This is a genomic window from Sulfitobacter sp. SH24 (assembly GCF_965641895.1).
Lineage (GTDB): Bacteria > Pseudomonadota > Alphaproteobacteria > Rhodobacterales > Rhodobacteraceae > Sulfitobacter > Sulfitobacter dubius.
This window is the reverse complement of record NZ_OZ282575.1, coordinates 683,241-707,131: the sequence shown is the minus strand read 5'-3', so window position 1 is coordinate 707,131 and position 23,891 is coordinate 683,241. Positions and strand designations below refer to the sequence as shown.

21 protein-coding genes and 1 pseudogene are annotated in these 23,891 nt (G+C 58.4%); 13 read left to right on the top strand and 9 right to left on the bottom strand.

Annotated elements, in window-relative coordinates; translation table 11 throughout:
- The first annotated feature begins 76 nt into the window (after positions 1-76).
- The 4 genes from ACSQ16_RS05945 (at position 77) to ACSQ16_RS05930 (ending at position 4,214) form a co-directional block, all read left to right on the top strand.
- Positions 77-589 carry a GNAT family N-acetyltransferase gene (locus tag ACSQ16_RS05945; protein ID WP_168611266.1) on the top strand — a complete coding sequence of 171 codons (513 nt, stop codon included), beginning with the start codon at positions 77-79 and terminating at the stop codon, positions 587-589.
- Positions 590-1,192: 603 nt separating this feature from the next.
- A complete protein-coding gene (locus ACSQ16_RS05940; protein WP_394378844.1) occupies positions 1,193-2,833 on the top strand; it encodes a sodium:solute symporter family transporter in 1,641 nt (546 codons plus the stop codon).
- A 14-nt stretch (positions 2,834-2,847) separates the two neighbouring features.
- Positions 2,848-2,979, top strand: a complete 132-nt coding sequence (locus tag ACSQ16_RS05935; RefSeq protein WP_394378841.1) for a putative transporter small subunit — start codon at positions 2,848-2,850, stop codon at positions 2,977-2,979.
- 539 nt (positions 2,980-3,518) lie between these two features.
- Entirely contained in the window at positions 3,519-4,214 is a 696-nt protein-coding gene (locus ACSQ16_RS05930) for a YoaK family protein (RefSeq protein ID WP_394378838.1), read from the top strand.
- Positions 4,215-4,420: 206 nt separating this feature from the next.
- Here the strand turns inward: ACSQ16_RS05930 and ACSQ16_RS05925 are convergent, their stop codons facing one another.
- The gene (locus ACSQ16_RS05925; protein ID WP_394378836.1) at positions 4,421-5,053 is read right to left on the bottom strand and encodes a tyrosine-type recombinase/integrase; all 633 of its coding nucleotides are present in this window, start codon (positions 5,051-5,053) and stop codon (positions 4,421-4,423) included.
- Positions 5,054-5,286: 233 nt separating this feature from the next.
- Between ACSQ16_RS05925 and ACSQ16_RS05920 the strand changes: the two genes are divergently transcribed.
- Positions 5,287-5,700, top strand: coding sequence for a cytochrome c (locus ACSQ16_RS05920; RefSeq protein ID WP_241962936.1), 414 nt, complete (start codon positions 5,287-5,289; stop codon positions 5,698-5,700).
- A gap of 265 nt (positions 5,701-5,965) precedes the next feature.
- On the opposite strand, the gene ACSQ16_RS05915 is transcribed toward ACSQ16_RS05920, so the two are convergent.
- From ACSQ16_RS05915 to ACSQ16_RS05905, 3 genes are all read right to left on the bottom strand, one after another.
- Positions 5,966-7,204, bottom strand: a complete 1,239-nt coding sequence (locus tag ACSQ16_RS05915; RefSeq protein ID WP_394393634.1) for an APC family permease — start codon at positions 7,202-7,204, stop codon at positions 5,966-5,968.
- A gap of 138 nt (positions 7,205-7,342) precedes the next feature.
- Positions 7,343-8,053, bottom strand: coding sequence for a VIT1/CCC1 transporter family protein (locus ACSQ16_RS05910; protein WP_435988696.1), 711 nt, complete (start codon positions 8,051-8,053; stop codon positions 7,343-7,345).
- A 364-nt stretch (positions 8,054-8,417) separates the two neighbouring features.
- Positions 8,418-9,854 (bottom strand): hypothetical protein, encoded by a 1,437-nt coding sequence (locus ACSQ16_RS05905; protein WP_435988695.1) that lies wholly within the window; start codon positions 9,852-9,854, stop codon positions 8,418-8,420.
- 548 nt (positions 9,855-10,402) lie between these two features.
- On the opposite strand from ACSQ16_RS05905, the gene ACSQ16_RS05900 reads away from it, so the two are divergent.
- From ACSQ16_RS05900 to ACSQ16_RS05890, 3 genes are read left to right on the top strand one after another with little or no spacing between them, the layout of a single operon-like run.
- Positions 10,403-11,290, top strand: a complete 888-nt coding sequence (locus ACSQ16_RS05900; RefSeq protein ID WP_039965707.1) for a tyrosine-type recombinase/integrase — start codon at positions 10,403-10,405, stop codon at positions 11,288-11,290.
- 12 nt (positions 11,291-11,302) lie between these two features.
- The gene (locus ACSQ16_RS05895; RefSeq protein ID WP_435988694.1) at positions 11,303-12,502 is read left to right on the top strand and encodes an IS91 family transposase; all 1,200 of its coding nucleotides are present in this window, start codon (positions 11,303-11,305) and stop codon (positions 12,500-12,502) included.
- Positions 12,499-12,732: a hypothetical protein gene (locus tag ACSQ16_RS05890; protein ID WP_394393629.1), complete on the top strand. Its 234-nt coding sequence runs from the start codon at positions 12,499-12,501 to the stop codon at positions 12,730-12,732. The genes ACSQ16_RS05895 and ACSQ16_RS05890 overlap by 4 nt, the downstream gene beginning before the upstream one ends.
- 394 nt (positions 12,733-13,126) lie before the next feature.
- Here the strand turns inward: ACSQ16_RS05890 and ACSQ16_RS05885 are convergent, their stop codons facing one another.
- From ACSQ16_RS05885 to ACSQ16_RS05875, 3 genes are read right to left on the bottom strand one after another with little or no spacing between them, the layout of a single operon-like run.
- Positions 13,127-14,071, bottom strand: a complete 945-nt coding sequence (locus ACSQ16_RS05885) for a cation diffusion facilitator family transporter (RefSeq protein ID WP_271689175.1) — start codon at positions 14,069-14,071, stop codon at positions 13,127-13,129.
- A 38-nt stretch (positions 14,072-14,109) separates the two neighbouring features.
- Positions 14,110-14,577 carry a DUF411 domain-containing protein gene (locus ACSQ16_RS05880; protein WP_435988693.1) on the bottom strand — a complete coding sequence of 156 codons (468 nt, stop codon included), beginning with the start codon at positions 14,575-14,577 and terminating at the stop codon, positions 14,110-14,112.
- A gap of 19 nt (positions 14,578-14,596) precedes the next feature.
- A complete protein-coding gene (locus ACSQ16_RS05875; RefSeq protein WP_435988692.1) occupies positions 14,597-16,858 on the bottom strand; it encodes a heavy metal translocating P-type ATPase in 2,262 nt (753 codons plus the stop codon).
- A gap of 251 nt (positions 16,859-17,109) precedes the next feature.
- On the opposite strand from ACSQ16_RS05875, the gene ACSQ16_RS05870 reads away from it, so the two are divergent.
- The gene (locus ACSQ16_RS05870; RefSeq protein WP_435988691.1) at positions 17,110-17,535 is read left to right on the top strand and encodes a MerR family transcriptional regulator; all 426 of its coding nucleotides are present in this window, start codon (positions 17,110-17,112) and stop codon (positions 17,533-17,535) included.
- 237 nt (positions 17,536-17,772) lie between these two features.
- Here the strand turns inward: ACSQ16_RS05870 and ACSQ16_RS05865 are convergent.
- Together ACSQ16_RS05865 and ACSQ16_RS05860 are read right to left on the bottom strand one after the other, a co-directional pair.
- Positions 17,773-19,174 (bottom strand): annotated as a pseudogene (locus ACSQ16_RS05865) (transposase).
- Between the two features lie 150 nt (positions 19,175-19,324).
- Positions 19,325-20,191 carry a LysR substrate-binding domain-containing protein gene (locus ACSQ16_RS05860; protein ID WP_435988690.1) on the bottom strand — a complete coding sequence of 289 codons (867 nt, stop codon included), beginning with the start codon at positions 20,189-20,191 and terminating at the stop codon, positions 19,325-19,327.
- Positions 20,192-20,329: 138 nt separating this feature from the next.
- Between ACSQ16_RS05860 and ACSQ16_RS05855 the strand changes: the two genes are divergently transcribed.
- From ACSQ16_RS05855 to ACSQ16_RS05840, 4 genes are read left to right on the top strand one after another with little or no spacing between them, the layout of a single operon-like run.
- Positions 20,330-21,454, top strand: a complete 1,125-nt coding sequence (locus ACSQ16_RS05855) for an NAD(P)/FAD-dependent oxidoreductase (RefSeq protein WP_435988689.1) — start codon at positions 20,330-20,332, stop codon at positions 21,452-21,454.
- Positions 21,420-21,737, top strand: a complete 318-nt coding sequence (locus ACSQ16_RS05850; RefSeq protein WP_435988688.1) for a (2Fe-2S)-binding protein — start codon at positions 21,420-21,422, stop codon at positions 21,735-21,737. Before ACSQ16_RS05855 ends, ACSQ16_RS05850 begins: the two co-directional genes overlap by 35 nt.
- Positions 21,730-23,115, top strand: coding sequence for an FAD-dependent oxidoreductase (locus ACSQ16_RS05845; RefSeq protein WP_435988687.1), 1,386 nt, complete (start codon positions 21,730-21,732; stop codon positions 23,113-23,115). The genes ACSQ16_RS05850 and ACSQ16_RS05845 overlap by 8 nt, the downstream gene beginning before the upstream one ends.
- Positions 23,112-23,882: an ABC transporter ATP-binding protein gene (locus ACSQ16_RS05840; protein WP_174860434.1), complete on the top strand. Its 771-nt coding sequence runs from the start codon at positions 23,112-23,114 to the stop codon at positions 23,880-23,882. Before ACSQ16_RS05845 ends, ACSQ16_RS05840 begins: the two co-directional genes overlap by 4 nt.
- Positions 23,883-23,891: the final 9 nt, after the last annotated feature.

Below are 23,891 nucleotides of genomic sequence, written 5' to 3'. Positions count from 1 at the left end.
AAAGCAGACATCTTCTGACTTGCTATGACTAGCAGGACATTTACCTTCGCAAACACAGGTATGGGAGAATGAAACTGTGCAGAAAATAGCGACATCCAATCCGAATTTCATGATCCAACACGCTTCTCCGGATGATGCGGGGCTTGTTGTCGAATACATGAAAAAACTGGGCGCCTATCAAAAGATGTCGGACAAGATCACGGCAACTGAGCCTCAGATCAAACGGCTTCTGAATGAAAAACTGGGCGAGGCGCTGTTTGGATACTACAAGGGCGAAATTGCGGGCTTTGCCTATTTTTGCCAGAAGTCATCTGCATTTACTGGACGGTCAGGAATCTATATCGATGGATTCTTCGTGGATACGAAAGTCCGCCATCAGGGTCTTGGCAAGATCATTATGGGGTATCTTTGCTCTCTTGCCCTCGAGAGAAACTGCGAGATGATGGAATGGGGGGTTCTGGACTGGAACAAACCCACCATCGAATTCTACAGAAGCCTTGGCGCCTATAGCGTAGACGAGATGACGATTTTCAGGTTTACGCCGGACGATCTGAAATCAAATGCTCTGGCATTCGAGGGCAAGCCATAACCATCTGTGATAGACGGTTTGGGCTCGGAGGAGACATTCTCCGCGTCTCAGCACAAAATTGGGGAGCAGATGGCTGCTAAGCGGACTTTGTTGCCGTTCGCTGCGGACGCACAGTTTCCGTTTCAGTTGAGAAGACCTCTTGGAGAAAGGACGGATACCGGACTTTCTCTGCACGGGAACTAAAGGTCTGATCTAAATCGAGTGCAACTATGGTTGTGCGGCCAATACGAGCTGCCGTCTGTGATCTCGTAACTGAGCATTGGCATCTGTGTCGACCAGCAGGCTCCCCGTTATTGGTTACGGTGCGAGGATCGGTATGATGGACAATAAGCACAGCATTGCCCGCGCGGCCTTTTTTTCCCGATAAGTGTGGTCAGTTAACCGGTTTGTATCCCGAAAGTGTACAGGTTAAGAAGCGTCCGATCTCGCCCAGTGGAGGCTGAGATGAGCGCAGCTTCCTACGCGCGCCGTGCCGCCATCCAAGCAGCACGGAGGTGCCGAAAGCACCGACCCCGAACAAGCCGCGGCCCGTGGCAATACCTTAAGCGATGTCGTGCTCGGCAACGCCGGTGACCGCTTGCGACAACAACATGGCAAGGACCTATGCAACTCAACACCCTTGGAACACCGCTTATACTCTTTCTGATCCTCTTTTTCTTCGGCGGAACATTTCTTTTATCGCTTACCATTGGGCGCAAGCGTGAGAACGCTGATAACTACATGACTGCGGGCAATGAGGTTGGTTTCGGCATCTCCGCGGCCTCTATGACTGCCACCTGGATCTGGGCCGCATCGCTTTATGCCTCGGCCACGTCAGGCTACACATATGGCATTTCGGGACCTATCCACTATGGTCTCTGGGGTGCGCTGATGATCCTTTTCATCTATCCTTTCGGGCGCCGTATTCGCAGTATCGCGCCAAACGCGCATACTCTGGCTGAGATTCTGCACGCGCGCCACGGCCGATCCAGCCAGTTGATCCTTGCGGGGTCCAATTTGCTGGGCAGCCTGTTGAGCCTTACGTCCAACTTCATCGCAGGTGGTGCGCTGATTGCAATGCTCTCGCCCGTTTCCTTTAGCGCAGGTATTTTAATGATCGGCACCGGTGTGCTGCTCTATACGCTATGGTCCGGGGTGCGGGCTTCGATCCTGACCGACTTCATTCAAGTCTGCGCCATGTTAGGCGCTGTTGTTATCATCGTTCCAGCAGTGTTTTTCGCGGCAGGCGGGCCTGAGATTTTCTCAACGGGTGCGGTCAACCTCACGCCCTCGCAGCAGAGCTTCTTTTCCTCTGACGCATTCTTCAACCAAGGCGCGCCCTACATCGCGGCGGTTCTGGCATATGCCATCGGCAACCAGACTATCGCCCAGCGTCTTTTTGCGGTGAGGGAAGACAAAATCCGCCAGACCTTTGTGACCGCGACAATCGGCTATGGGGCCACTGTGATCGGTGTCGGTATCCTTGGTGTGCTGGCACTTTATCTCGGGGTTAAGCCGATGGACGGCGATACCAACAACCTGATCCCGCAGCTTGCATCCATGTATCTTGGCCCGGTGCTGCTGTGCGTCTTTTTTGTGATGGTCATTGGCTCACTTGCATCCACTGCGGACTCGGATCTGGCAGCGATGTCTTCGATCGTGATGACCGATATCTATGGGCGTAATATAGCGCAAGATGGTAATGCAAACCCACGGCTTTTGCTGTTGGTGGGCCGAATTACAATGATCACGGCAACTCTTGCTGCGCTGTTCTTTGCTTCAAGCAAGTTCAACATTCTGGAGCTTTTAGTATTGGTTGGTGCGATTTGGGGGGCATTGGTTTTTCCTGTGATCGCCAGCTTTTATTGGGATAAAGTCACAAACAAGGCTTTCTCCATCTCAGTTATTGCGGCACTCGCAGCCTTCTTCCCTGTTCGCTTTGGCTGGATCGCATTGGAGGGGGCAACGGCATTTGCAACAGACCTTCTGGCCGTCATTGGTGTCGGTGTGATTGCGGGACTGATGATTTTTGGCTTCCTCGGTCGTACCGCCGGCATCGCGGCCGGGTTGATCGCATCCATAGTGGTACTTCCCTTTGGGGTCGGTTTTTTGCACCAATACCCGGTGTTGACCGCGTCGCTCTTGGCTTACGCCGTCAGCATGATCCTTTGTGTGGCACTGTCCTGGTCCGGACGTGAGCGGTTCGATTTCGACCGCATCAGTGCCAAGACCGGTAATTTCGACACCGCAACACCCACCGTTTAACGAAAGGAAGACCAATGTCTCCGACTTTTCTGACGATCTATGTACTGATTTTTCCGGTCATTGTTGCGGCCGTGCTATTCTTCTTGCTGCGTGCCTTTTGGAAGGAATGGCGCAAAGCCAGCCGCGATGGGAAAAGCATTATATAGCACTTTTCTTTGGCTCTGCGGCCCTTCCCTCTAAGCCCGCAGCAGCTATCAAGAAGGTGCGCCGCTCCTAAATCTGCAAGGTTTCTTTGTTAGCCTCGTTACCCCTCACGATGGTGCAATATGATGCTGTCGAGAGGGGTTTTCTGGCATCAACAAAAATTTTCGACGTACACGCGCCAGAAGACGAATCTCGATATCTTCAATTGCGCGCAGTGTTCTAAATCGCCGAAGCGTGACGCCGAACAAGCGGAAACTTAGGCGGGCTGGTCTTCGATCACCACGCAGCTTCAGAAGGCCGTCACTGCTGCGAAGTCAACAAACCGCAGCTATGCCTGCTCTGTCGACCTTTATCCTCCGAAAATTCCGCGCCATGGACGAATGGCCGGTCTGGGGAAGCTGCGGCGCGGAGCGCCGCATTGATCTAAGTTCTTCCACTCGCTGACGTGCTACAGCCATACGGCGAAATTTTCAGTCTTGACCGACAGTTGCATGGATACGGGTGGAATGGCATTCTAAGAGCCTAACCTTTTGGAATTATGATGCTCATCAATGTTGGCGATGCCCGCACCTCAAATATTGATCTGGTTCTGGCGGGGTTACTTTCTTCAATTGCTGGTGCCTTGAACGCCGTCGGGTTCCTTATTGCCGGATCATTCACGGCAAACATGACAGGAAACATCTCGGAATTTGCCGAGCACATCGCGAATGGCGCGATCCCGCTGGCACTTTCCTTCTTGGGGCTGGCCGTTGCCTTCATCTGTGGTGCAAGCATAGCCGCTCTTGCCATTCAGGCCGGACGCAAACGACAGCTCCCTTCGGTCTACGCTCTGGCAATTGCTGGCGAGGCCATCATTCTTCTTCTGTTCGGCACTGCACTTGCCATGTCATCGGCCGCTGAAACAGAGACATTTCTGGTCATTGTTCTCAGCTTCGTTATGGGCCTTCAAAACGCGGTAACGACGATGATTTCACGGGCGCGCGTCCGCACCACCCATGTGTCTGGAATGGCAACTGATATTGGCATCGGGCTGGCGGCGCTTGTCGGGGGTGAGAGATCAAGGCCAGACGCCGCGTCAAATCTCCGGCTGCACAGCTTGACCCTCGCAAGTTTTGCCTTCGGCGGTTTTTGTGGTGCGCTGTCTTTTCAGATTTTCGGGAATTGGGTATTTGCGCTCGCCGCAGCCCTCTTGCTGCTCATCGCAGTGCCAGAAGCTCTTAGAGCACACCGCTCCTGAACACCGTTCAAAACCGTCCGTATGTTGAATGCTTCACCTAACCGAACATGGGTGTATGCGCAGCGATGGCCTGTCCCACTGACTGACGATTCCGACGGCAAAATGCTGCGCGGCGCACGGATGGCCGGTCTGGGGAAGCTGCGGTGCGGCATCGGACACATCGGCGAGAGGCGGCTCTGGGCCGTCCGTGAAGACGGCCCAATTGTTTAGATTTCAATGGCTTCAGCGATAACGAGGGCATCTTCCAACTCTACGCCGAGATAGCGCACCGTGCTGTCCATCTTGGTATGACCCAACAGCAGCTGAACCGCCCGCAAGTTTCCAGTCTTCTTGTATATTTGGGTAACTTTCGTGCGTCGCATTGAATGGGTTCCATATGCCGTCACTTCCAAGCCAATCGAGGAAACCCAGTCCCGAACGATCCGAGCATACTGGCGGGTTGAGATGTGCAAACGCTCGTGGAAGCGGCCAGGCCAGAGATACTCGGACCCGACCATCAGCGGATCTTCCATCCACTTCGTGAGCGAAGCTCTGGTCCCTTCGGAGATCTCGAAGCGCACCGGTTTCTGGGTTTTACTTTGTAACACTGACGCCCTCTCTTTGATCTGACCGGATGCCATGACATCGACCACTTTCATTTTGACCAAGTCGCAGCCGCGCAATTTGCTGTCGATGGCCAGATTGAACAGCGCGAGATCGCGGTGTTTCTCGGCAAGCTCAAGCCTAACCCTGATTGCCCACACGTGCTTTGGCTTCAATGGGCGTTTTTGACCGACTATGCGGCCCTTGTTCCAAGCGGGGCGTAGCGCGCGAATGGCAGGTAAGTTTGGTGTTTCCATGACTGATCCTCCGATCCACCATGCCCTCCCACATCGACAACCCCACGTTGACCGAACCTACATATCACAGGATGCTGCAACGCAGCCAAGGTCCGCTACGAGCCGTTAGTGACCGTGCCGAGCTCGAAGCTATTCCCAGTGGCAGCATATACTCACTCTTAGCATCTGAGGCTTGCGCCTATTCCTACAGGGTGTGCTAAGCTTAGCCGTGTCTACGAACTGAAGGAGTTCCTATGCCCATCCCGAAATCATTGCTGTTCACATTCGCAATCACCAGCGCTGGTTTAGCCGCCTGCACAGTACCTTCGATGCCCGAAGCACCTGATGGCGCGAGGTTTTTTGCGAAGAACTGTGTTTCCTGCCATGGAATGTCGGGCCGTGGCGACGGTCCTTCCTCGGCAGGGCTCGATCCAAAACCGACGGATCTCACGTTGTTGGCCCGTGAAAACGGAGGCTCTTTTCCCCGCGCCCGTGCATTGAGCTATATTTATGGTGACCCTGAACAAGGGCATCTCGCCCGGGTGATGCCTCAATTCGGAGGTGCTATGGCAAATGATACTGTGCCAATTGCGGTGGATGGTGTGATGACCCCGACGCCAAGAGTCTTGGCAGGACTTCTGGCGTATCTGGAAAGCGTACAGCGCTGATAAAAGAACCACTTTCAGCAAGGTTTTCTCGACCTGCGCGAAAAGCTTGCTGGCGAAATCTGACCTAACCCTGAAGCGACGCATGACCGGCGACATCGGCGGACCTCTCGGGATCCTTAGCAACGCCTGCAGCTGGCGCTGCAAGGCTCGTCACCTTTTATTCCGATCACCCCAGTCCGCCCTTTTTGGCAAACAATACCCTGCGCAATTGAGTTCTCTTTCGGTATGAGGATCGAGGTAGGAAGTACGGCTGCTGACTCCTATTTTAGAGCCATGCCGTTCCGAACAGGAGCAAACTGGTTAGCACGCCCAGGACGGGAATAATGATAGGCACATTGAAATGCTGCGGTACAGTGCCACCCCGCATCTTCAGCCTTATCAATGCAGAATTCACGAGAACGAAGACCAAGAGAACGATCTGCGACGTGCGTTCGGCCAGTGCTTCGATCGGCAATGCTAAGGTCAATAGCATGATGATGCACATCACCACGACCGTTGCAGAAACCGGAGTTTGGGTTCTTGGCCAGACCGTGGCCAAGGCAGCAATCAGGTGCCCGCGATCCGCCAGACCGTAGAGCACCCGCGACGCCATGATCATTTGGATTAAGACACCGTTGACGGTGGCAACAATTGCAACAATGGCAAAGCTCTGCTGGACACCTTTTGGGGCGGCCTCAAAAACGAGAGCAAGCGGGGCGGAAGATGACGCCAACCTGCTGAGCGGCACGGCTGTAAGTACCGCGGTTGTTGTCGCGAGATATAGCAAGGTTGCGATGGTCAGGGTCAGAACAATAGCCTTAGGCATGGTCGAAACGGGGTCTTTAACCTCTTCCGCAACGTTCGCCATATCCTCAAAGCCCACAAAAGCGAAAAACGCCAGTAGAGAGGCTGCGCCGATTCCTATCCAATGTGGTCCAACAAGGGGCGGCAGCATATCAACAAGATCGACCCCGAGAGGTTCAGAGATTCCGAAACCCCAAACAGCCACAAAAATTAGGCCGCCGATTTCGATCAGAGTGATAATCGCAGCGACAGTGACCGACTGAGTAATGCCCCACAACGCAATAAGCCCCATCAACACTACGACCACTACCGTCAGCACCCACTGTGGCGCTGCAAACAACCCCTGAAGGTATGACGCAGCCCCAATGGCGACAGCTGCTGCAGAAACCATCCCTGACAACGCAACTGCCAGACCCACCAAAGTCGCCATCGCCCCCGAGCGGAAGCCAGCTTCGACGTAAGCCGCTTCACCTGCACTAACGGGGTATCGGGTTGAGAGCTCTGCGTACGAAAAAGCGGTAAAAGCGACAACTACAGCAGCGATCAAGAAAGAAACTGGGGCGTAGGCACCGGCTTCCGCTGCTGTTGTTCCCACGAGTACATAGATGCCTGCCCCGACTGTGACGCCGAGCCCATAAAGGGTGAGCAAGGGGGTGGTCAGTGCCCGGCGCAACTTTTCTGTTTGGTTCCCGCTGTCGGAAAAGACGTCATGCGTTGTCACCGTAAAGAAATCCTCTCAAAGTTCGTTAAACTGGTCGTAGAATTGCCCACCTGCCCCGGATTAGATCCGGTCATTCGCCGCGCCGTCAACGAACTGGGAAAGTGCGGACGAAGCGGTCATAGGCGCATGAGACGCCCTCTACGCATGGAACAACGTTCCTACAAAAAACGCAATTGCGGCGGCCATCCCCCCAATCACCACAGTCTCGCCCGCAGATTGCCACCAGGGGCTGAGAGACCAGACGCTTTTCAGCGCGCCGATCGCGAAAAAGGTCATCATGGTCAGCGCGGCCGAGACAGAAAATGCGTTGCCCAGTCCGAGAATGAACGGGAATAACGGCACGATTCCGGCCGCCAGGAAGGCCAGAAAGGTGGTTACGGCGGATTTCACAGGATGTGGATCGACACCGCTTAGCCCGTATTCCCCTTCCATCATCAAGTCGATCCAGCTCTCGCGATCTTTCGTGATCGCATCGGTAGCCTGGTTCAGAATATCGCCCCTCAGGCCCTTTTGGGCCAAGATTTCTCGAACCTCAAGACGTTCGCCTTCGGGGTAGTTTTGTATGTGAAGCTCCTCGATTTTGCGGATGCGACGCATGTTGTCGAGTTCGGCTTTGGTGCCTGAATAATTGGCCGCCGCCATGGAAAACCCGTCGGCCAGGACGTTCGCTATTCCCAGCGCAATGATAATGAAAGGCGAGAGCCCGGCTCCAGCAACACCCGCGACGATGGCAAACGTCGTCACCGCTCCGTCAATTGCGCCGTAAACAGCGTCGCGCAGCACACCCCTACCCGGGGGGGCTCCGATTCGCTTTGCGATTTCTTGCTGGCTATGGCCGTGCTCAGACAATTCGAACCTCCTGAGAGATCAGTATAGGACCAAGGGGTCGCCCAGCTTTGATTCAAATCATAAGCCATGTCCGTTTCGGGATCTGGAGACGTCATACAAAGGGGCAGCGATTGTCCCCAAACATGGTTCGCGCGCCAGTCATTCCCAAAGCTGCCTTTCGGGGTCTATCTATTGTAGCGGCACTGCACTCGCCAAAGCTGACCTTGGGCCCAGTGCCATTGCTGCTAAACGACGGCGATGTTCGCAATATTTTCCGCGCCTATCAATCGGCATTTTTTTGCTTGGGAGGCTGTGTCTTGCCGGTAAATTAGCGCAAGTATCGTCTCACGAGCCCTCGGATCGCCGAAAGCGTGAGTATCTTTGCTTAGTTACCGGGTTTCTGTGGCTTCTGAGTTGGTTCGGCGGCGTTCTCACTTTCGGTTTCGGTATCAGAACCAGCAGATTCGCCTTCGGTGTTCTGGTTTTCCGCCTCCGCCGACGATGACGTGTCAGACGCGTTGCCCTCGATCAAGGACGTATCACCCGATGCGCCATCGGTCGCTGTGTCAGTCTTCTGATCGCTGCTCGATGTCGGGCTCTGCATCTCATCTTTCGATGATGTGCCGGAGGATCCGGCATTCTGACTACCCGCTTCTGACAGGTCTTCGGGCGGGAGGCCGCCAGATTCCTGCAACGAATCCACCAAGTCGGCGCTGTCGTTAATGTCGCTGTCGATCTCGGTTACGCCCTCATCTTCGGCGTCGGACGACATGTCGCCTCGTTCATTCTCTTCGGCGGGCTGCCCGGAGGAGTTTGAATTTGAAGTTTCCGCTTGGGAAGCGACCGGATCATCGCCGTTGCCAGTATTTTCCTGCGTGCCTTGCATCTCGCGCGTGGCGGTTGATTCGGCCTCCGAATGACTGTCTTCCGACCCGTTGCTGTTGTTGCCGCCCGCAGAAGACCCCTGACCGTTTTCCGCGGCTGAGATCCGCTCCTCAATCTCCAACAGCTTGTTGGAGCGTTCTTCTACATTGCTGGTAAGGTCCGTTACAATTTTCTGGATTTCGTTTCGCTGCTCTTGGGCGTCAGCGACATCGGTTTCCAGGGCGGTCTTCCGCTCGGTCATGCTGGCGAAGCTATGCTCAAGCTCCGCTTGCCGGGCCTGCATGTCGTTCAGGCTGCTTTCCAGGGTTGCGACCTCGTCTCTCAAATTCGTTTCCTGCGCCCTCAGAGACTGGAGCTCGCTTTCGCCGGTGGAGACTTCTTCGGCGAGCCGCGCGTTGTCCTCACTAAGTGTTGCGAGGCTTTCCTGAACTTCGGCCTCACGCGCCCGAGCTTCTTCGACCCGGGTATTTATGTCGGTCAACTCCTGCGTCTGGGAGACAATTTGACTTTGGATGTCTGCCTTGCGGGTTTCAAAGCTGGTCATTTCTTCACGCATCGACGAGATCTGCTGCTCCAGCTCATTGTTTTGCTGCTGCTTCTGCGCCACCGTTTCGTCAATGGAGGTCTGCTGTACGATCAATTCGTCAAGCTTCGGCTGCAAGGTGTCGATGTCCGACTGGATGCCGTCGCGCTGCTCCTGCAGGGACTGGGTCTCCGTTTCCAGCGATGCGAGCTCCGCCTGCAATTCCTCGACGCTTCCGGCTGCTTCCTGCTGCGTGCTGATAGCGCTTTGCAAGCGCGAGATAGTGCGGTCGGTCTGCTTCTGAAGTTCTGCAGTGTCGGTGAATGCATATAAGGCAGCCCCCCACCCAACGACTGCCGCCGCCGCGATCCCGATTGTCTTTACATCCCAAGTTGAGCTTTTGTTCTCCGCCATGAGAAACTCCCCCTCCGGCCGAGCCGATCTCTGAAAAACTGTATAGGGCTGGAACGCGTCAGGCGGGTGGAAGTTCCGAACCCCGGGGTGCGCCGGTCCCAGCCTCACGGGGGGGCATCGTCGGGGACTGGCATGAAACGCGTGCCCCCTGTCGATCACTCTGAAGCATTACGCGTGGCGGGAGGCTGCGCTCAATCTTTCGCAGAGTGAGTTCATGAATGTGCTGACGGGCTGCATGGTGGCTTTGTAGACCCAAGGCACAAGTTCGCTGCGCAGATCGTCACTGATGAGCATCGGCTCGAACCAGTCCTTCGCCGCGCCTGCACCCGAAAAATGTCGCGTCGCAACCCCGAGAGTCTGCTTTCTTCAGGTGGATCATTTTTGTTTGCGGCGCAGCGAAAGTCCGGTTTCCGCCCTTGGACTAAGCCGCTCCGCGGCAATGGCGCTTGCGGCTGATGGATTGAGCCCTCCGTAACAGCGCGCATTTTGCGATCTGACTGACTTGTCTGACGATTGGGGCCTTCTCAATCAACCGACAGGAGGTTCCCATGACAGAGGAAAGAGTAACCCCGCTGCGCCAGCGGATGATCGATGACATGCGCATCCGTGGGATGGGCGAGAAGGCGCAGAAGTCCCACATCCGGGCGATCAAGGACTTCGCGGCCTTTCTTGGGCGGCCACCCGACACGGCGACACCGGAAGATCTGCGCGCGTATCAGCTGCACATGACAGACAGCGGGGTGACCCCGTCGACGTTCAACGTGCGGATCGTCGCGCTGCGGTTCTTCTTCAGCATGACCTGCGGGCGCGAGGAGATGAAGCGCTACATGCAATTCCGCACCGAACCGCGCAAGCTGCCCGTGGTTTTCAGCGTCGAGGAGGTGTCCGACATCCTGATGGCAGCACCCGGACCGGGGCTGAAGTATCGGGCCGCGCTCAGCATCTCTTACGGCGCAGGACTTCGGGCGTCCGAGGTCTGCAACCTAAAGATCAGCGATATCGACAGCGACCGGATGCTGATCCATGTCGAGTTGGGCAAGGGTCAGAAGGACCGGAAGGTGATGCTGTCACCCGGCTTGCTGGAGTTGCTAAGGGCCTGGTGGCGCGAGGCACGTCCCGAAGGCTGGCTGTTTCCCGGCAAGCCGAAGATCAACCCGATTTCGCCGCGTCAGTTAAGCCGCGCTTTCACCTCAGCCAAGCATATGGCAGGGGTCAAGAAGCCGGCGACATTGCACACGTTGCGACACAGTTTTGCCACCCACCTTTTGGAGGCAAACACCGACGTGCGGGTTATTCAGGTGCTGCTCGGCCACGCCAAGCTGACGACCACTGCGCGATACACTCATGTGGCCACCAAGACGATCCGCGACACTGTCAGCCCCTACGAGATGCTGGCCAAATTGCAGGATCAGACGGTGAAGCGAAGTCTGGAGTGACCGGGCGCCGGGGTGCCCCGGACCGAACTGGAGATTGCTGATATCTTCCGCACCCATGGTCCTGCGTGGCGGCTGGCCAATGCGGGGCATGTCAGCCTCTTCCAGTTGAAGGTGATGTCGTCGATCGAGGCCTGCCGGACTGAGGCTCTTGGCGGGCATGTGGCTGGCTGTGCCACATGCGGCCACCATCACATCGCTTATAACTCCTGCAAGAACCGACACTGCCCGAAGTGCCAGGGACCGGCCGCGCGCGACTGGATGGAGGCACGGGCCGAAGATCTGCTGCCCGTGGAATATTTCCACGTCGTCTTCACCCTGCCAGCTGAGATCGCGCAGATCGCCTATTGGAACAAGAAGGCGATCTATGGCTTGCTGTTCAAGGCGTCGGCCAAGACCATCATGAACATCGCGGCCGACCGCAAGCGCATGGGCGTGCGAGTGGGCATGACCAGCGTGCTGCACACATGGGGATCGGCACTGACCCATCATCCGCATATCCATATGATCGTCCCCGGCGGCGGCCTGTCGCCGGACGGCACCAAATGGGTCGCCAGCAAGCCTGGGTTCTTCTTGCATGTGCGCGTGCTGTCGCGCCTGTTCCGCCGCCTCTTTCTGGACGGGCTCGTGGCGCTGCACCAAGCCGGAGACCTGGCTTTCTATGGGGACTTGGAGCGGCTGGCGCTGACGGACGCCTTCACCACCTGGCTCACCCCTTTCCGCAAATCCGAATGGGTGGTCTATTCCAAGCCGCCCTTTGGCGGCCCAGAGGCCGTGCTTGCCTACCTGAGCCGCTATACTCACCGCGTCGCCATCTCAAACCACCGCTTGGTCAGCGCTGATGCCGACACCGTCGCCTTCCGTTGGAAAGACTACCGCCTCAAAAATGGGGACCGCCAGAAGATAATGCGCTTAGCCACGCCTGAGTTCATCCGACGCTTTTTGATCCACGTCCTTCCTGACGGGTTCCACCGGATCCGCCACTACGGCCTGCTGGCCAGCAGCGCTCGCAAAGCTAATCTCACAAAAATCCGCAAACTGCTCTGCGTCCAACCACCAGATCAGGCAGATGTCCAAGACGCTGAGCCAGACGTCACCCCGCTCACGCTGCGTGAACCATGCCCATGCTGCGGGGGACCCATGCGCATCATCGAGATCTTTCGTCGCGGGCAGAAACCGATGTCACGCGCGCCACCACGGGAGCAGGCCGCATGACCGACCGCCTGTCACAGATCATCAACCCACGCTGGCTGCTCCGTGCAGAACCGGACCAAGCCACCTGCGCCGATCAGGTATCAGCAGGTTCCCAAACCACAAATCCACCCAGCCCGGCGGGCAGCGCTTGGCGACTGGGCTGGGAAGTCCGCATCTGCAGCCTCGTGCAAAAGGCCAAACGGCCCGCTGAAACAGCCGTCGTCTCGATCGTCAGCGAACTTTACCCATAGCATCACCAAGACCCTCGCGGCTTCGACCTTGGGAGGTTTTCCAACGCGGGTCGTCCGCCCAACAAGACGCGAACCTCACGCCGCGACCCGCATCAGAAAACCTTCACCTTAGCCGACCTTGATGATGTCTGCAGCGAATGACGGCTTCGAGCCCCAGCTGACCGCATGAGGGACGGAGTTCTTCGCGGTTGCGCCAAAAGCTTGGCCGGCACGGTCGACCCTTAGCAGATCTTCACCGATTATACCTTATGATACGGTGCGGCACGCCAAACCGGACATTGCCCACACCCATTATTGAGAAGTTATAGAAACCGTAGCGTCTACCGAAATGCATTAAAGGTCGGAAACTGGCCAAGTGAAACGTGCAGAAACGCTGTTCGGCATCTCAAGATGTTTATGCACCAGGTTCTTCGCCGGCGTTGTTTCCACCGTCTTTATGGCCAAACAACGCGGCACCCTGATGGGCATTATCTGAGGTTTCAAACTCAAGGCTCGAGTGGGTGATGCCGAAGTCATCCGCGAGCTTTTTCTTGACCGCCTGCTTTACAGCTTCAAGGTCCGTCCAATCTCGCCCCATCAACACTACATGACAATCAAGCGCCACCTCATGCTCCTGCATCTGCCAGAGATGGACGTGATGCACATCCCGGACCCCATCGACATCAGTCATCGCGTCGACCACTGCGCCTGCATCCATGTCAGGCGGGCTACCCAGCATCAGCATACGGATCGGACCGCCGATTTCAGTGAGTGCCAGATAAAGGATATAAAGCGCGATACCGATGGTGATCGCGGGATCAACCCAACGCAGGTCGTAAAGGATGATGAGCGTGCCGCCGATAATCACCGCGACCGAGGCCAGAGCGTCTGACAGGTTATGCAAGAACAATGCCCTGATGTTCACGCTACCCCTTTGCATCGAATAGGTCAGCAGCGCCGTCATCGTATCAACCACCAGCGCGACCCCGCCCAGAATGACCACCGTCCAGCCCGCCACTTGCGGCGGATCAATCATGCGCATCCCGCCCTCGTAGATCAGATAGACCCCGACAAGAATAAGCGTGGTGTAGTTGATCAGCGCGGCAACGATTTCGATCCGGCCATAGCCAAAGGTCATCCGCGCATCTGCCGGACGCCGTGCGATTTTGCGAGCCACAAAGGCGATCACCAAGGAGGCCATGTCTGAAAAATTGTGAAGCGCGTCCGCGATAAGGGCGAGCGACCCCGCAAAGACACCGCCCACGATCTGCGCCACAGTCAGAAGGGCATTCGCCCAGATGGCCAGTGATACTCTGCGGTCCCCGCTTTCGGGGTCAATATGGGCGTGATCATGTGCCATGCGCGCTTCCTGCTTGTTTGGTCCAAGTCCGCTGCGATTTAGGCAGCCTCGTAGCTTGTGAACACCTCGCTGTTGCCATCGCGAGCAATCAGATAGACATCATAGGCGTCGCGCTCACTCTCCGGCCCCATCCCCGGCGAACCATAGGGCATCCCCGGCACGGCGAGGCCGATGGCATCCGGGCGCTCGGCAAGCAGTTTGCGGATGTCGGCGGGCGGGACGTGACCTTCGATCATATAGCCATCGATCTTCCCAGTGTGGCAGGAGGCCATGTTCTGCGGGATGCCGTTGTCTTGTTTGTAACGGATCAGGAGCGATCCGAGGCTGCGTTCGGTCGTTACGGCGAACCCCTCGTTCTCCAGGATCTCGATCCAAGCCGAACAGCAGCCGCAGTTGGGGTCTTTCATCACGTGGATGGCAGATTTTTCTTCGGCCCAGGCGGCAAATGGTGCGGCCGCAGCAAACCTTGCGGAACAGGCCAGCAGGCTGCGTCGTGTGAGGGTCATGTGAAGTCCTTCCAAAGGTTCAGACTGTCGTTTCGTTGGTTGCGTGGGTTGTAGGGCGGCGGCTCGGTTCGGCCAACTGCTCGGCGGTGGTTGGCCGGAAAAACAGCAACCGCAGGGCATTGAGCGTCACCAGAACGGTTGCCCCGGTATCCGCCAAAATCGCAATCCAGAGGCCGGTGATGCCAAGCACCGTGGTGACAAGGAACACGGCCTTTAGCCCGAGCGCTATGGCGATGTTCTGCCGGATATTGCCCATCGCGGCGCGGGCGAGACGGATCTGGCCGGGCACATCTGTCACCCGGTCACGCAAGATCGCGGCATCGGCGGTCTCGAGCGCCACATCGGTGCCGGAGCCCATTGCGACACCCACATGCGCTGCGGCCAATGCAGGGGCGTCATTAATGCCGTCGCCGATCATCATGACCTTCGCTTCAGCCGTGAGGTTTTGAATGGCCGCGACCTTATCCTCCGGCATCAATTCAGCGCGATAGTCGATGCCCAGCCCCTCTGCAATGGCCGCAGCGGTGCGCCGGTTGTCCCCGGTGAGCATCACCGATGAAATGCCCAAGGCGTTCAACTGCGCCACCGCCTCTGCCGCATCGGCGCGGGGTTCGTCGCGCAGGGCGATGAGGCCTTGGGCCTCGTCGTCGCGCAGGACAATCACCACGGTCTTGCCCTGCGCTTCGAGCGCCTCGACCTGGGCGCGCAAAGTCTCTGGCAGTGTCCCGCATTCTGCCGCCAAACGCGGCGAGCCGACGCAGATGGTTGCCCCTCCGATCACCGCCTCGGCCCCTTTGCCGGGCAAGGCGCGGGACTGTGTCGCGGCAGCGGGGTCGATCCCACGCGCCTCGGTCGCAACGCAAATCGCTTGGCCAAGCGGGTGGCTCGCGCCGTTCTCGACCCCGGCGGCAAGGGCCAGAAGATCGGCTTCATTTCCCATAAGCGCCTGAACATCGGTCACGCGCGGCTTGCCGTGGGTCAGCGTTCCAGTCTTGTCAAAGGCCACATGGGTGACCCGCGCCGCCGCTTCGATCACTGCGCCGCCCTTCATCAGCAACCCATTGCGCGCCCCGGTGGACAGGGCCGAGGTAATCGACGCAGGCACCGAGATCACCAGCGCGCAGGGGCAGCCGATCAGCAACAAAGCCAGCGCCCGATAGACCCATTCGCCCCAAGCGCCCCCAAAGACGAGCGGCGGCACCACGGCCACCAAAAAGGCCATGCCGACCACGGCAGGCATGTAGACGCGGCTGAACCTATCGATGAAGCGCTCGGTCGGCGCGCGGGCGCTCTCGGCCTCTTCCACCAGTCGCACAATGCGCGCGATGGTGTTGTCCGCCGCAGCCTTTGTGACTCGGATGCGCAGCAACGCTTCTGTGTTGATCGATCCGGCAAAGACATCCGCATCCGGCTCCTTAAGACGCGGCACGCTCTCCCCGGTGACAGGGCTTTCGTCGACGCCCGAAGTGCCGCTGACCACCTCGCCGTCACAGGGCACCCGGTCCCCGGGGCGCACCTGCACAATCTGGCCGACGCTGAGCGCCTCTGCCGCCACCTCCCGCGTCTTGTTGCCCACCTCAAGCTGCGCCGTTTTCGGTACCAGCTTGGCCAGCGCACGGATGCTGTTGCGTGCCTTCCCGGCAGAGACACCTTCCAGCAATTCGCCCACGGCAAAGAGAAAGACCACCAGCGCGGCCTCTTCCGGCTCTCCGATCACAAGCGCGCCGCTGGCGGCGATGGTCATGAGCATTTCGATGGTAAAGGGCATACCCACCCGCGCCATGGCAAAGGCACTGCGGGCGACGGGGATCACCCCGATCAGCGTAGCGATGACAAAGGCCCAATGCGAAACCTCAGCCGGCAGGGCAAGCCGCGACGCCCATGCCGCTGCGAGCAACGCGCCGCTGACGAGGACTAAGCGGCCTTTTGCGGTTTGATACCAAGCAAGGTCTGGCATCTCTTCGGGCGCAGGCTCCTGAGGCACGGTCCCTGCCCCGCCAATCACCGCATCGTCCGGTAGGATGAAACCGCCCTTGGGCCTCTCTGCCTTTGCCCCCTTCGGAGAGATGCCGAAACCGATGCCGCGCACGGCTTTCTCGATCCGCTCGGGCGCGGTCTCCCTCTCATTCAGTGTCAGGCGCAGCCGTTCGGACATCAGCGCGACATCGACATCCGCGACCCCCGGCAAGCGCTCCACCGCACCGCGCACCTTGGCCGCGCAGGCGCCGCAGTCCATTCCCGTGACGCGCCATTCCCGTTGTGCTGTGCTGCCGTCCGCCATATCTGTTTCTAATCCGATTCACCGTCAGAAGAAGAGATACGACCTACAGCAACTGTAGCTTCAAGCGGTTTTTTAGATCCTTTTTTCTCCCGATCATCCTTCTTTTAGGCTGCGAGAATGGCCTCGTGACGGAGCATGATACGACGAGTGGCAGAAATCTCAGCGTGGGGAGTCACCCCGGTTCACGGGCTGCCGGCTTGCGCGACACCTTTCAAAAACCTACAAAGACTGTAGAATGTAAGGGTTCAGATATGCTCACCATCGGCACGCTCGCAAAACGCACCGGCACCAAAGTGCAGACGATCCGGTATTACGAACAGATCTGTCTGATGCCCGAGCCCGGCCGGACCGAAGGCGGCCAGCGGCGTTACGGCGATGCGGAACTGGACCGTCTCTCTTTCATCCGCCATTCCCGCCAACTGGGGTTTTCGCTGGAGGCAATACGGGAGTTGTTGGACCTTTCAGACACGCCAGACCGGTCCTGTGCGCAGGTCGATGCCATCGCCCAAAGACAACTTCGCGAAGTCGAGGCGCGGCTGGTGCGGCTCGAAGCCCTCCGCGTTGAATTGCAGCGCATGATCGGTGCCTGCAATGCTGATCGGGTGGCTGACTGTCGCATTCTTGAGGTGTTGCGCGACCATGAGGAATGTCTTGCCGACCACGGGGCCACCGCCTGATGTCCGTCGCCCCCCCTCTATCCGTTTGCGGCATTGGCGCATATCTTAGGCGGTTTCCAGGTCTAAGAGTGGCGGCACGCCGCCGCTGTAGCTGGTGTCGGTGCTGAGCATGCTTTCGGCAAAGCTGACCTTTGTGCAATTTGCAGCGAATATCTGGTTTCCTCCGATTCTGTGGAAAAACAGCGTGTTGCTTGCGCAGAAAGCTGCGCTTTGAAGAGCGCACGAGCGCCTTTCCTATCAGGCTTTGCGCGTTTGCTGCGGTGCAGGAAAAGTCTTAGCCAGTTTGCGGAGGTTTTGGGCGGTGGCGGCAAGGAGGAATTCGTCATTTGCACCGCATGGGCCGCGTAATCGCAGTCGTCCCAGCCCGAGAATGCGTTTGAGGTGGGCAAAGAGCATTTCGACCTTTTTCCTGAGCTTCATCGCAATCTGATATTCTTCAGTTTTGGCCAAATCTCTGGCAACCTGACGCGCGTCTTCGTGCTCCTCGCGGGTGATCTTGCGCGTCTCAGCGTTGGGGCAGCATTTTTGCTTGAACGGGCAGACCTGGCAGACTTCTTTCAAGGCGCGATAGCGCGCGGTGCCCTTGCCTGTCGGCCCCCGGCTTGGATCAGAGTAATTCCGGCAGAACTGTTTGAGCGCGTGGCCCTCGGGGCAGATGTATTGGTCGTTCTGCGCATCCCAGTCAAAATCTGTGCGTGTCCAGGTCTCATCGGGGCGTCCGGCCTTGTCGATCACAGGGATGTAAGGATTGATCTTGCGTTCCACGAGCCAGCCGAGCATGGGGCCTGAACCATAGGCTGTGTCGGCGATCATCCAGTCGGGGATCATCCAGTCGGGGATCAGGCCGAACTTGGCTTTCACCCGTGTAAGCATGGTCTGGGTCGATCCAACCTCGGCTTGTCGGATCGAACGGATGCCTTCAACGTCCAATATGACACCGTGATCCGTGTCTATCAGGTAGTTATCGGAATAGCTGAAGAATGCCGGGCCCTTACGCGCCGCCGTCCATTGGCTGGCGGGATCAGAATGCGAGGTGAACTTGGGCTGCACCTCGCTGGCCGCGCCAAATGCAGCCTTATCCAGCGTGTCGAGATACTCGCGCACGGCGCGGGGCGCATCAGCCGGATCAATGTGCGTTGCGTCCCAGTCTTCCTTCGGCGTGGAGTTCTGCTTGTTCGCATCGGCTTCGATCAGGCTGGCGTCAATCGCCATTCGCTGGCCGCTGACCAGACCTTCGGCGATGCAGCGCGCGACGGTCGTCTCAAATAGATGGCGCAGCAGTTCGCTGTCACGGAACCGGCCATGGCGGTTCTTGGAGAAGGTGGAGTTGGCCCGGGACCCGGTCGCTCAGATCAAGGCGACAGAACCAGCGATAGGCGAGGTTCAGATGGACCTCTTCGCAAAGCCGCCGCTCAGAGCGAATGCCGAAGCAATAGCCGACCAGCAACATCCGGATCAGCAGCTCGGGATCGACCGACGGGCGGCCGGTATGGCTGTAGAAATCCGCAAGGTGGGCGCGGATGCTGCTCAGGTTAACGAACCGATCAATGGATCGAAGCAGGTGATCTTGGGGAACATAATCCTCCAGCGAGAACTCGTAGAACAGCGCCGGTTGCGCCTCCTGTCGTGGTCCCATCATCGCTAATACTCCCCCCGAATAAAGGAATTGAATCAGCAGTTCAGGCCGCAATCAAGGAAGAGTTCTTCAACAAAATACGCGCTTCTGCACAATAAATTAGGTAAATTGCATCACTTTTTTCAACGGCTTGCAGGGAGAAACGCGATATCCCTATCGAGTAGCATCAAAAAGCGCCTCAAATCGGGCTTCAACCAAACTTAAAAACCGCCCCGCCACGCGTGAAGGCTGTCGTGTCGCGGGTAAAAGCAAATCGTATCGAAACGGTTGTGCGGGTTTGAGCGGCCGCACCACGATCCGGCCTGCAGCGCCGAAATATGTCGCCGTGACTGGCTCGACGATCGATACCCCTGCCCCGGCGGCGACCAACTCGCAAATCGACGCGGACAATTGCGCTTCTGCAACGATCCGAGGACGAGCTTTTCCCTCTAATAAAAAGGCATCGGTCTCCGAGCGTGTGCCAATTTCCGCGCCAAGCGCGACGAAGGGGCGTTGATGAAAGTCGCTGGGTGCAAGCACAGTCTTTTCTAACAGCTCATGCCCCGGCGGTAGAACCGCAAGCATCGGTGCGGTGAACAAAGCCTGGCGTTGAACGGCGGGATGATCGCTGTCTAAAGCGGCAAAGCCGAGATCGAATTGCTGAGAACTGAGGTGCCGCAGCACGGCCTGCGAACTGCGGGTACGCAGCGACACCGTGATGCCGGGCTCTTCCGCGATAAACTCGGCAATGACGTCTGGCAGGAATTTTAGCGCAAGTGCAGGCATCCCTGCGATAAGCAGGCTGCCAGTCCGAAAATCGCGAATATCTTCGATTACACGGGAAATTTCTGCCATCCCTACAAAGGCGCGTTCGACCTCTTCAAAGAGCGCCCGGGCCTCGGGCGTGGGCACGACTTGCCGCCCATGTCGCTCGAACATCTCAAAGCCAGCGGCGCGCTCCAAATCTGCAATGAGTTTACTGACCGACGGCTGCGTCGTGCCAAGCGCGGTCGCGGCAGCAGTGACCTTGCCGGTTTCCATTACGGCGCGAAAGGCTTCGATTTGTCTATGGGTTAACCGAGGGAGCATGTGGATTCATAACCTGAGTGAATGATTTGCCTAAATAATACGATTATTCTTATGCATTCAATCCTGCGATCTAGGACGCGGAGGAATCAGATGCATCAGCGCACCCCAGAAATAACAATCATCGGCGGCGGCATTGTGGGGCTCTCTGTAGCACTTGGATTGCTGCAGGCTGGACGGATCGTTCAGGTACTGGACGGCGCAGACGGCGATGCCCGGGCCTCGCAGGGGAACTTCGGTCTGATATGGGGCCAAGGTAAGGGCTGGAATTTTGCGCCCTATGCCAATTGGACGATGGATGCCCTAGGCGCGTGGCCCGCGTTTGCACCGTTGTTGCAAGAGTTATCAGGCATCAACCTGGCGCTGGATCAATCGGGTGGCTACGAATTTTTCACCGATGCAGAAGAAATGGCAGACTTTACCGCAGAGATGACGCAGCAGGCATCACATCTTGGCAATCGCGCCAGCTATGAGATGCTATCTGGGGACGATCTGCGCAGCCAATTGCCGGGCCTCGGGCCAGAAGTTGTCGGTGCCAGTTTCTCACCGCGTGATGGCCATGTGAACCCTTTGCGCTTCCTGCGTGCCCTGCGCATTGCAGTCCAAAACGCCGGGGGACGCGTGCGAATGGGCGCCACCGTCACCACGATTTCGCCCCAGCCGAGGGGCGGTTTTGCACTGACATTGGCCAGTGCCGAGGTGCTTCATTCGGATCAGGTCGTGCTCTGCGCGGGATTGGGGTCCGCATCTTTGGCGGGCGATCTGGGTTTCACCACGCAGGTCAAGCCGCAGCTTGGCGAGTTGCTGATCACCGAGAAGCTGGGCGACCGCCTGCCCTTCATGTCCAGCACCATCCGACAGGTTGACGAAGGCGGCGTGCAGATTGGCGGGACCAAGGCCGATGCGGGGCTCGACGATCGAGAGAGCCTGCGCGTGATGTCAGACCTCGCGCGTCATGCCGTCACTGTCCTTCCCGCACTTGCCGATGTGCGCGTGGTCCGTGCTTGGGGCGCTTTGCGGGTGATGTCACCCGACGGCTACCCCGTCTATGCCAAATCCGCCGCGCACCCCGGTGCTTTTCTCGTGACATGTCACAGCGGTGTCACCCTCGCGCCCCTGCACGCCAGCGTTCTGGCGAATTGGATTTTGAACACATCCCCCACCCCTGATCTGGAGGCTTTCGATGAGTGTCGCTTCGCGCTTTCGCACGCTGCCTGAGACCGGGGACCGCGTGGTGTTCACCCTCGACGGCGCGCCCGCGTCGGCCCCTGCCGGGGTCACCGTCGCAGCGGCCCTTCTGGCGCATAGCGGCGGTTGGACACGACAGACCGCGACAGGCGCGCCCCGAACTGCCTTTTGCATGATGGGTGTCTGTTTTGACTGCCTGATGGAGGTTGACGGCACGCCCAATACCCAAGCCTGCATGACCCTTCTGCGCGAAGGTATGACCGTCCGACGTCAAACCGGCCTACGTGGCCTGAGCGGAGGACAGAATGGCTGAATTCGATCTGGTCATCATCGGCGCAGGACCTGCCGGAATGTCTGCTGCTGCCGTCGCGGCCCAAGGCGATCTTCGCGTATTGATGCTTGACGAACAGCCGCGTCCGGGCGGTCAGATTTACCGTAATGTGTCGCAGAACCGAGGTCAGCGCGGTTATCTTGGAAAAGCCTATGCCGCCGGAGCCGGGTTGGTCGATGCGCTTGACCATCCGCGCATCACTTTCGAGGCCGGCGCAACGGTCTGGCGGCTGGATAAGGGCCCGCAGGTTACATGGTCCGAAGGTGGCCTGAGCCGGACGACCCCGGCCGCCCATGTTCTGATGGCAACCGGGGCGCAGGAACGCCCCGCACCCTTTCCCGGCTGGACGCTGCCCGGTGTCATGCCCGCCGGTGCCGTGCAAATTTTGATGAAGACCGCGGGGATGCTCCCCATAGATGCCGTGCTCGCAGGCTCCGGCCCCCTGCTCTACCTCATTGCGGCTCAGATGATCGATGCGGGCGGCCCGCCGCAGGCGCTCGTCGAAACCCAGTCGTCCCGCGATATGATGTCCGCCCTGCGCCATCTACCGCGCGCGCTCTTTGGCGCACCGACCCTGCTGAAAGGTCTAAGCCTGATCGCTAAGATCCGTGCGGCAGGTGTGCCGCGCTACACTGCTGCGTCGGATTTCCGCGCGACCGCCAAAGCGAATGGCGACGTCGCATTTTCCTTCCGTGCCAAGGGCCGCGACGAGTTCCTCACATGTGGCCTGCTGTTGACACATCAAGGTGTGATCTCCGGCACCCATATCACCCGCGCCGCAGGGATCGCGCATGAATGGAACGCGGCGCAGGGTGCCTTTCAGCCCAAGCATGATCTCTGGGGCGCGACCGACCAGCCTGGATTGCATGTGGCAGGTGACGGCGCCGGCATTGGTGGCGCGGAGGCGGCTGCGGCCGCAGGAGAATTGGCCGCGCTAAATATCCTATCCCAGTCCGGCCACCTCAGCACCGACAACCGCAACCAACGAGCCGCCCGTGCCCGCGCCGCTCTGTTCCGCGCCCGCGCCATCCGGCCCTTCCTTGATGCCGCATACCCTCCAAAGGCCGATATACTGACGCCGTCAGACGAGACCATCGTTTGCCGTTGCGAGGAGGTTTCTGCCGGGGCGATCCGACGGGCGATCGGTGAAGGTGCGCAAGGTCATCGCCAGATCAAAACATCCCTGCGCTGCGGCATGGGCCCTTGTCAGGGCCGCATGTGCGACGCGACCCTGCGCGGTCTGCTCAACGAAGGCCGCGTAAACCGCCCCATCTCCCCGCCCCGCGCCCGCTCGCCGATCAAACCGATCGCCTTGGGCGAACTGGCCGCACTCTCACCCCCTCAGGAGGACCCCGCATGAGCGCCCCCGCAGCCCTGAAAGTCAAAGACCTGCACAAGAGCTTCGGCTTGCATGAGGTCATCAAAGGCGTATCGCTTGAGGCGCAAAAGGGCGAGGTCATCGCCATTCTCGGCGCCTCCGGGTCTGGCAAAAGCACCTTTCTTCGCTGCATCAACCTGCTGGAGACGCCAAATTCCGGCGAGGTCTGGCTGGCGGGCGAGCAGATGCGGATGACGCAGAACCGCCGGGGAGAGATCGTGCCGCAAGACCTGCGGCAAGTTGAAGCCATGCGTGCCCGTCTTGCGATGGTGTTTCAGGGCTTCAACCTTTGGTCGCATATGACCGTGATGGAAAACGTCATGGAAGGTCCGCTCTACGTCCAGGGCACCCCCAAGGCGCAGGCCCGCGAAAAAGCTGAAGCGCTGCTTGCCAAGGTCGGCTTGTCCGATCGGGCGGATTATTACCCCGCACATCTGTCAGGTGGCCAGCAGCAGCGTGTCGCAATCGCCCGTGCGTTGGCAATGGACCCTGACGTAATGCTCTTTGACGAGCCGACCTCGGCGCTCGACCCAGAACTGGTGGGCGAAGTGCTGGGCGTCATGCGTGATCTGGCCGAAGAGGGCCGCACCATGTTGGTCGTAACCCATGAGATGGGCTTTGCCCGCGATGTCTCCACCCGAACGGTATTTCTGCACCAAGGCGAAGTCTGCGAAGAAGGCCCGCCCGCAGAATTGTTTTCCAACCCGCAAACCCCAGAGTTCCAAGCGTTTCTTTCGCGCATGAATTAACCAACCACA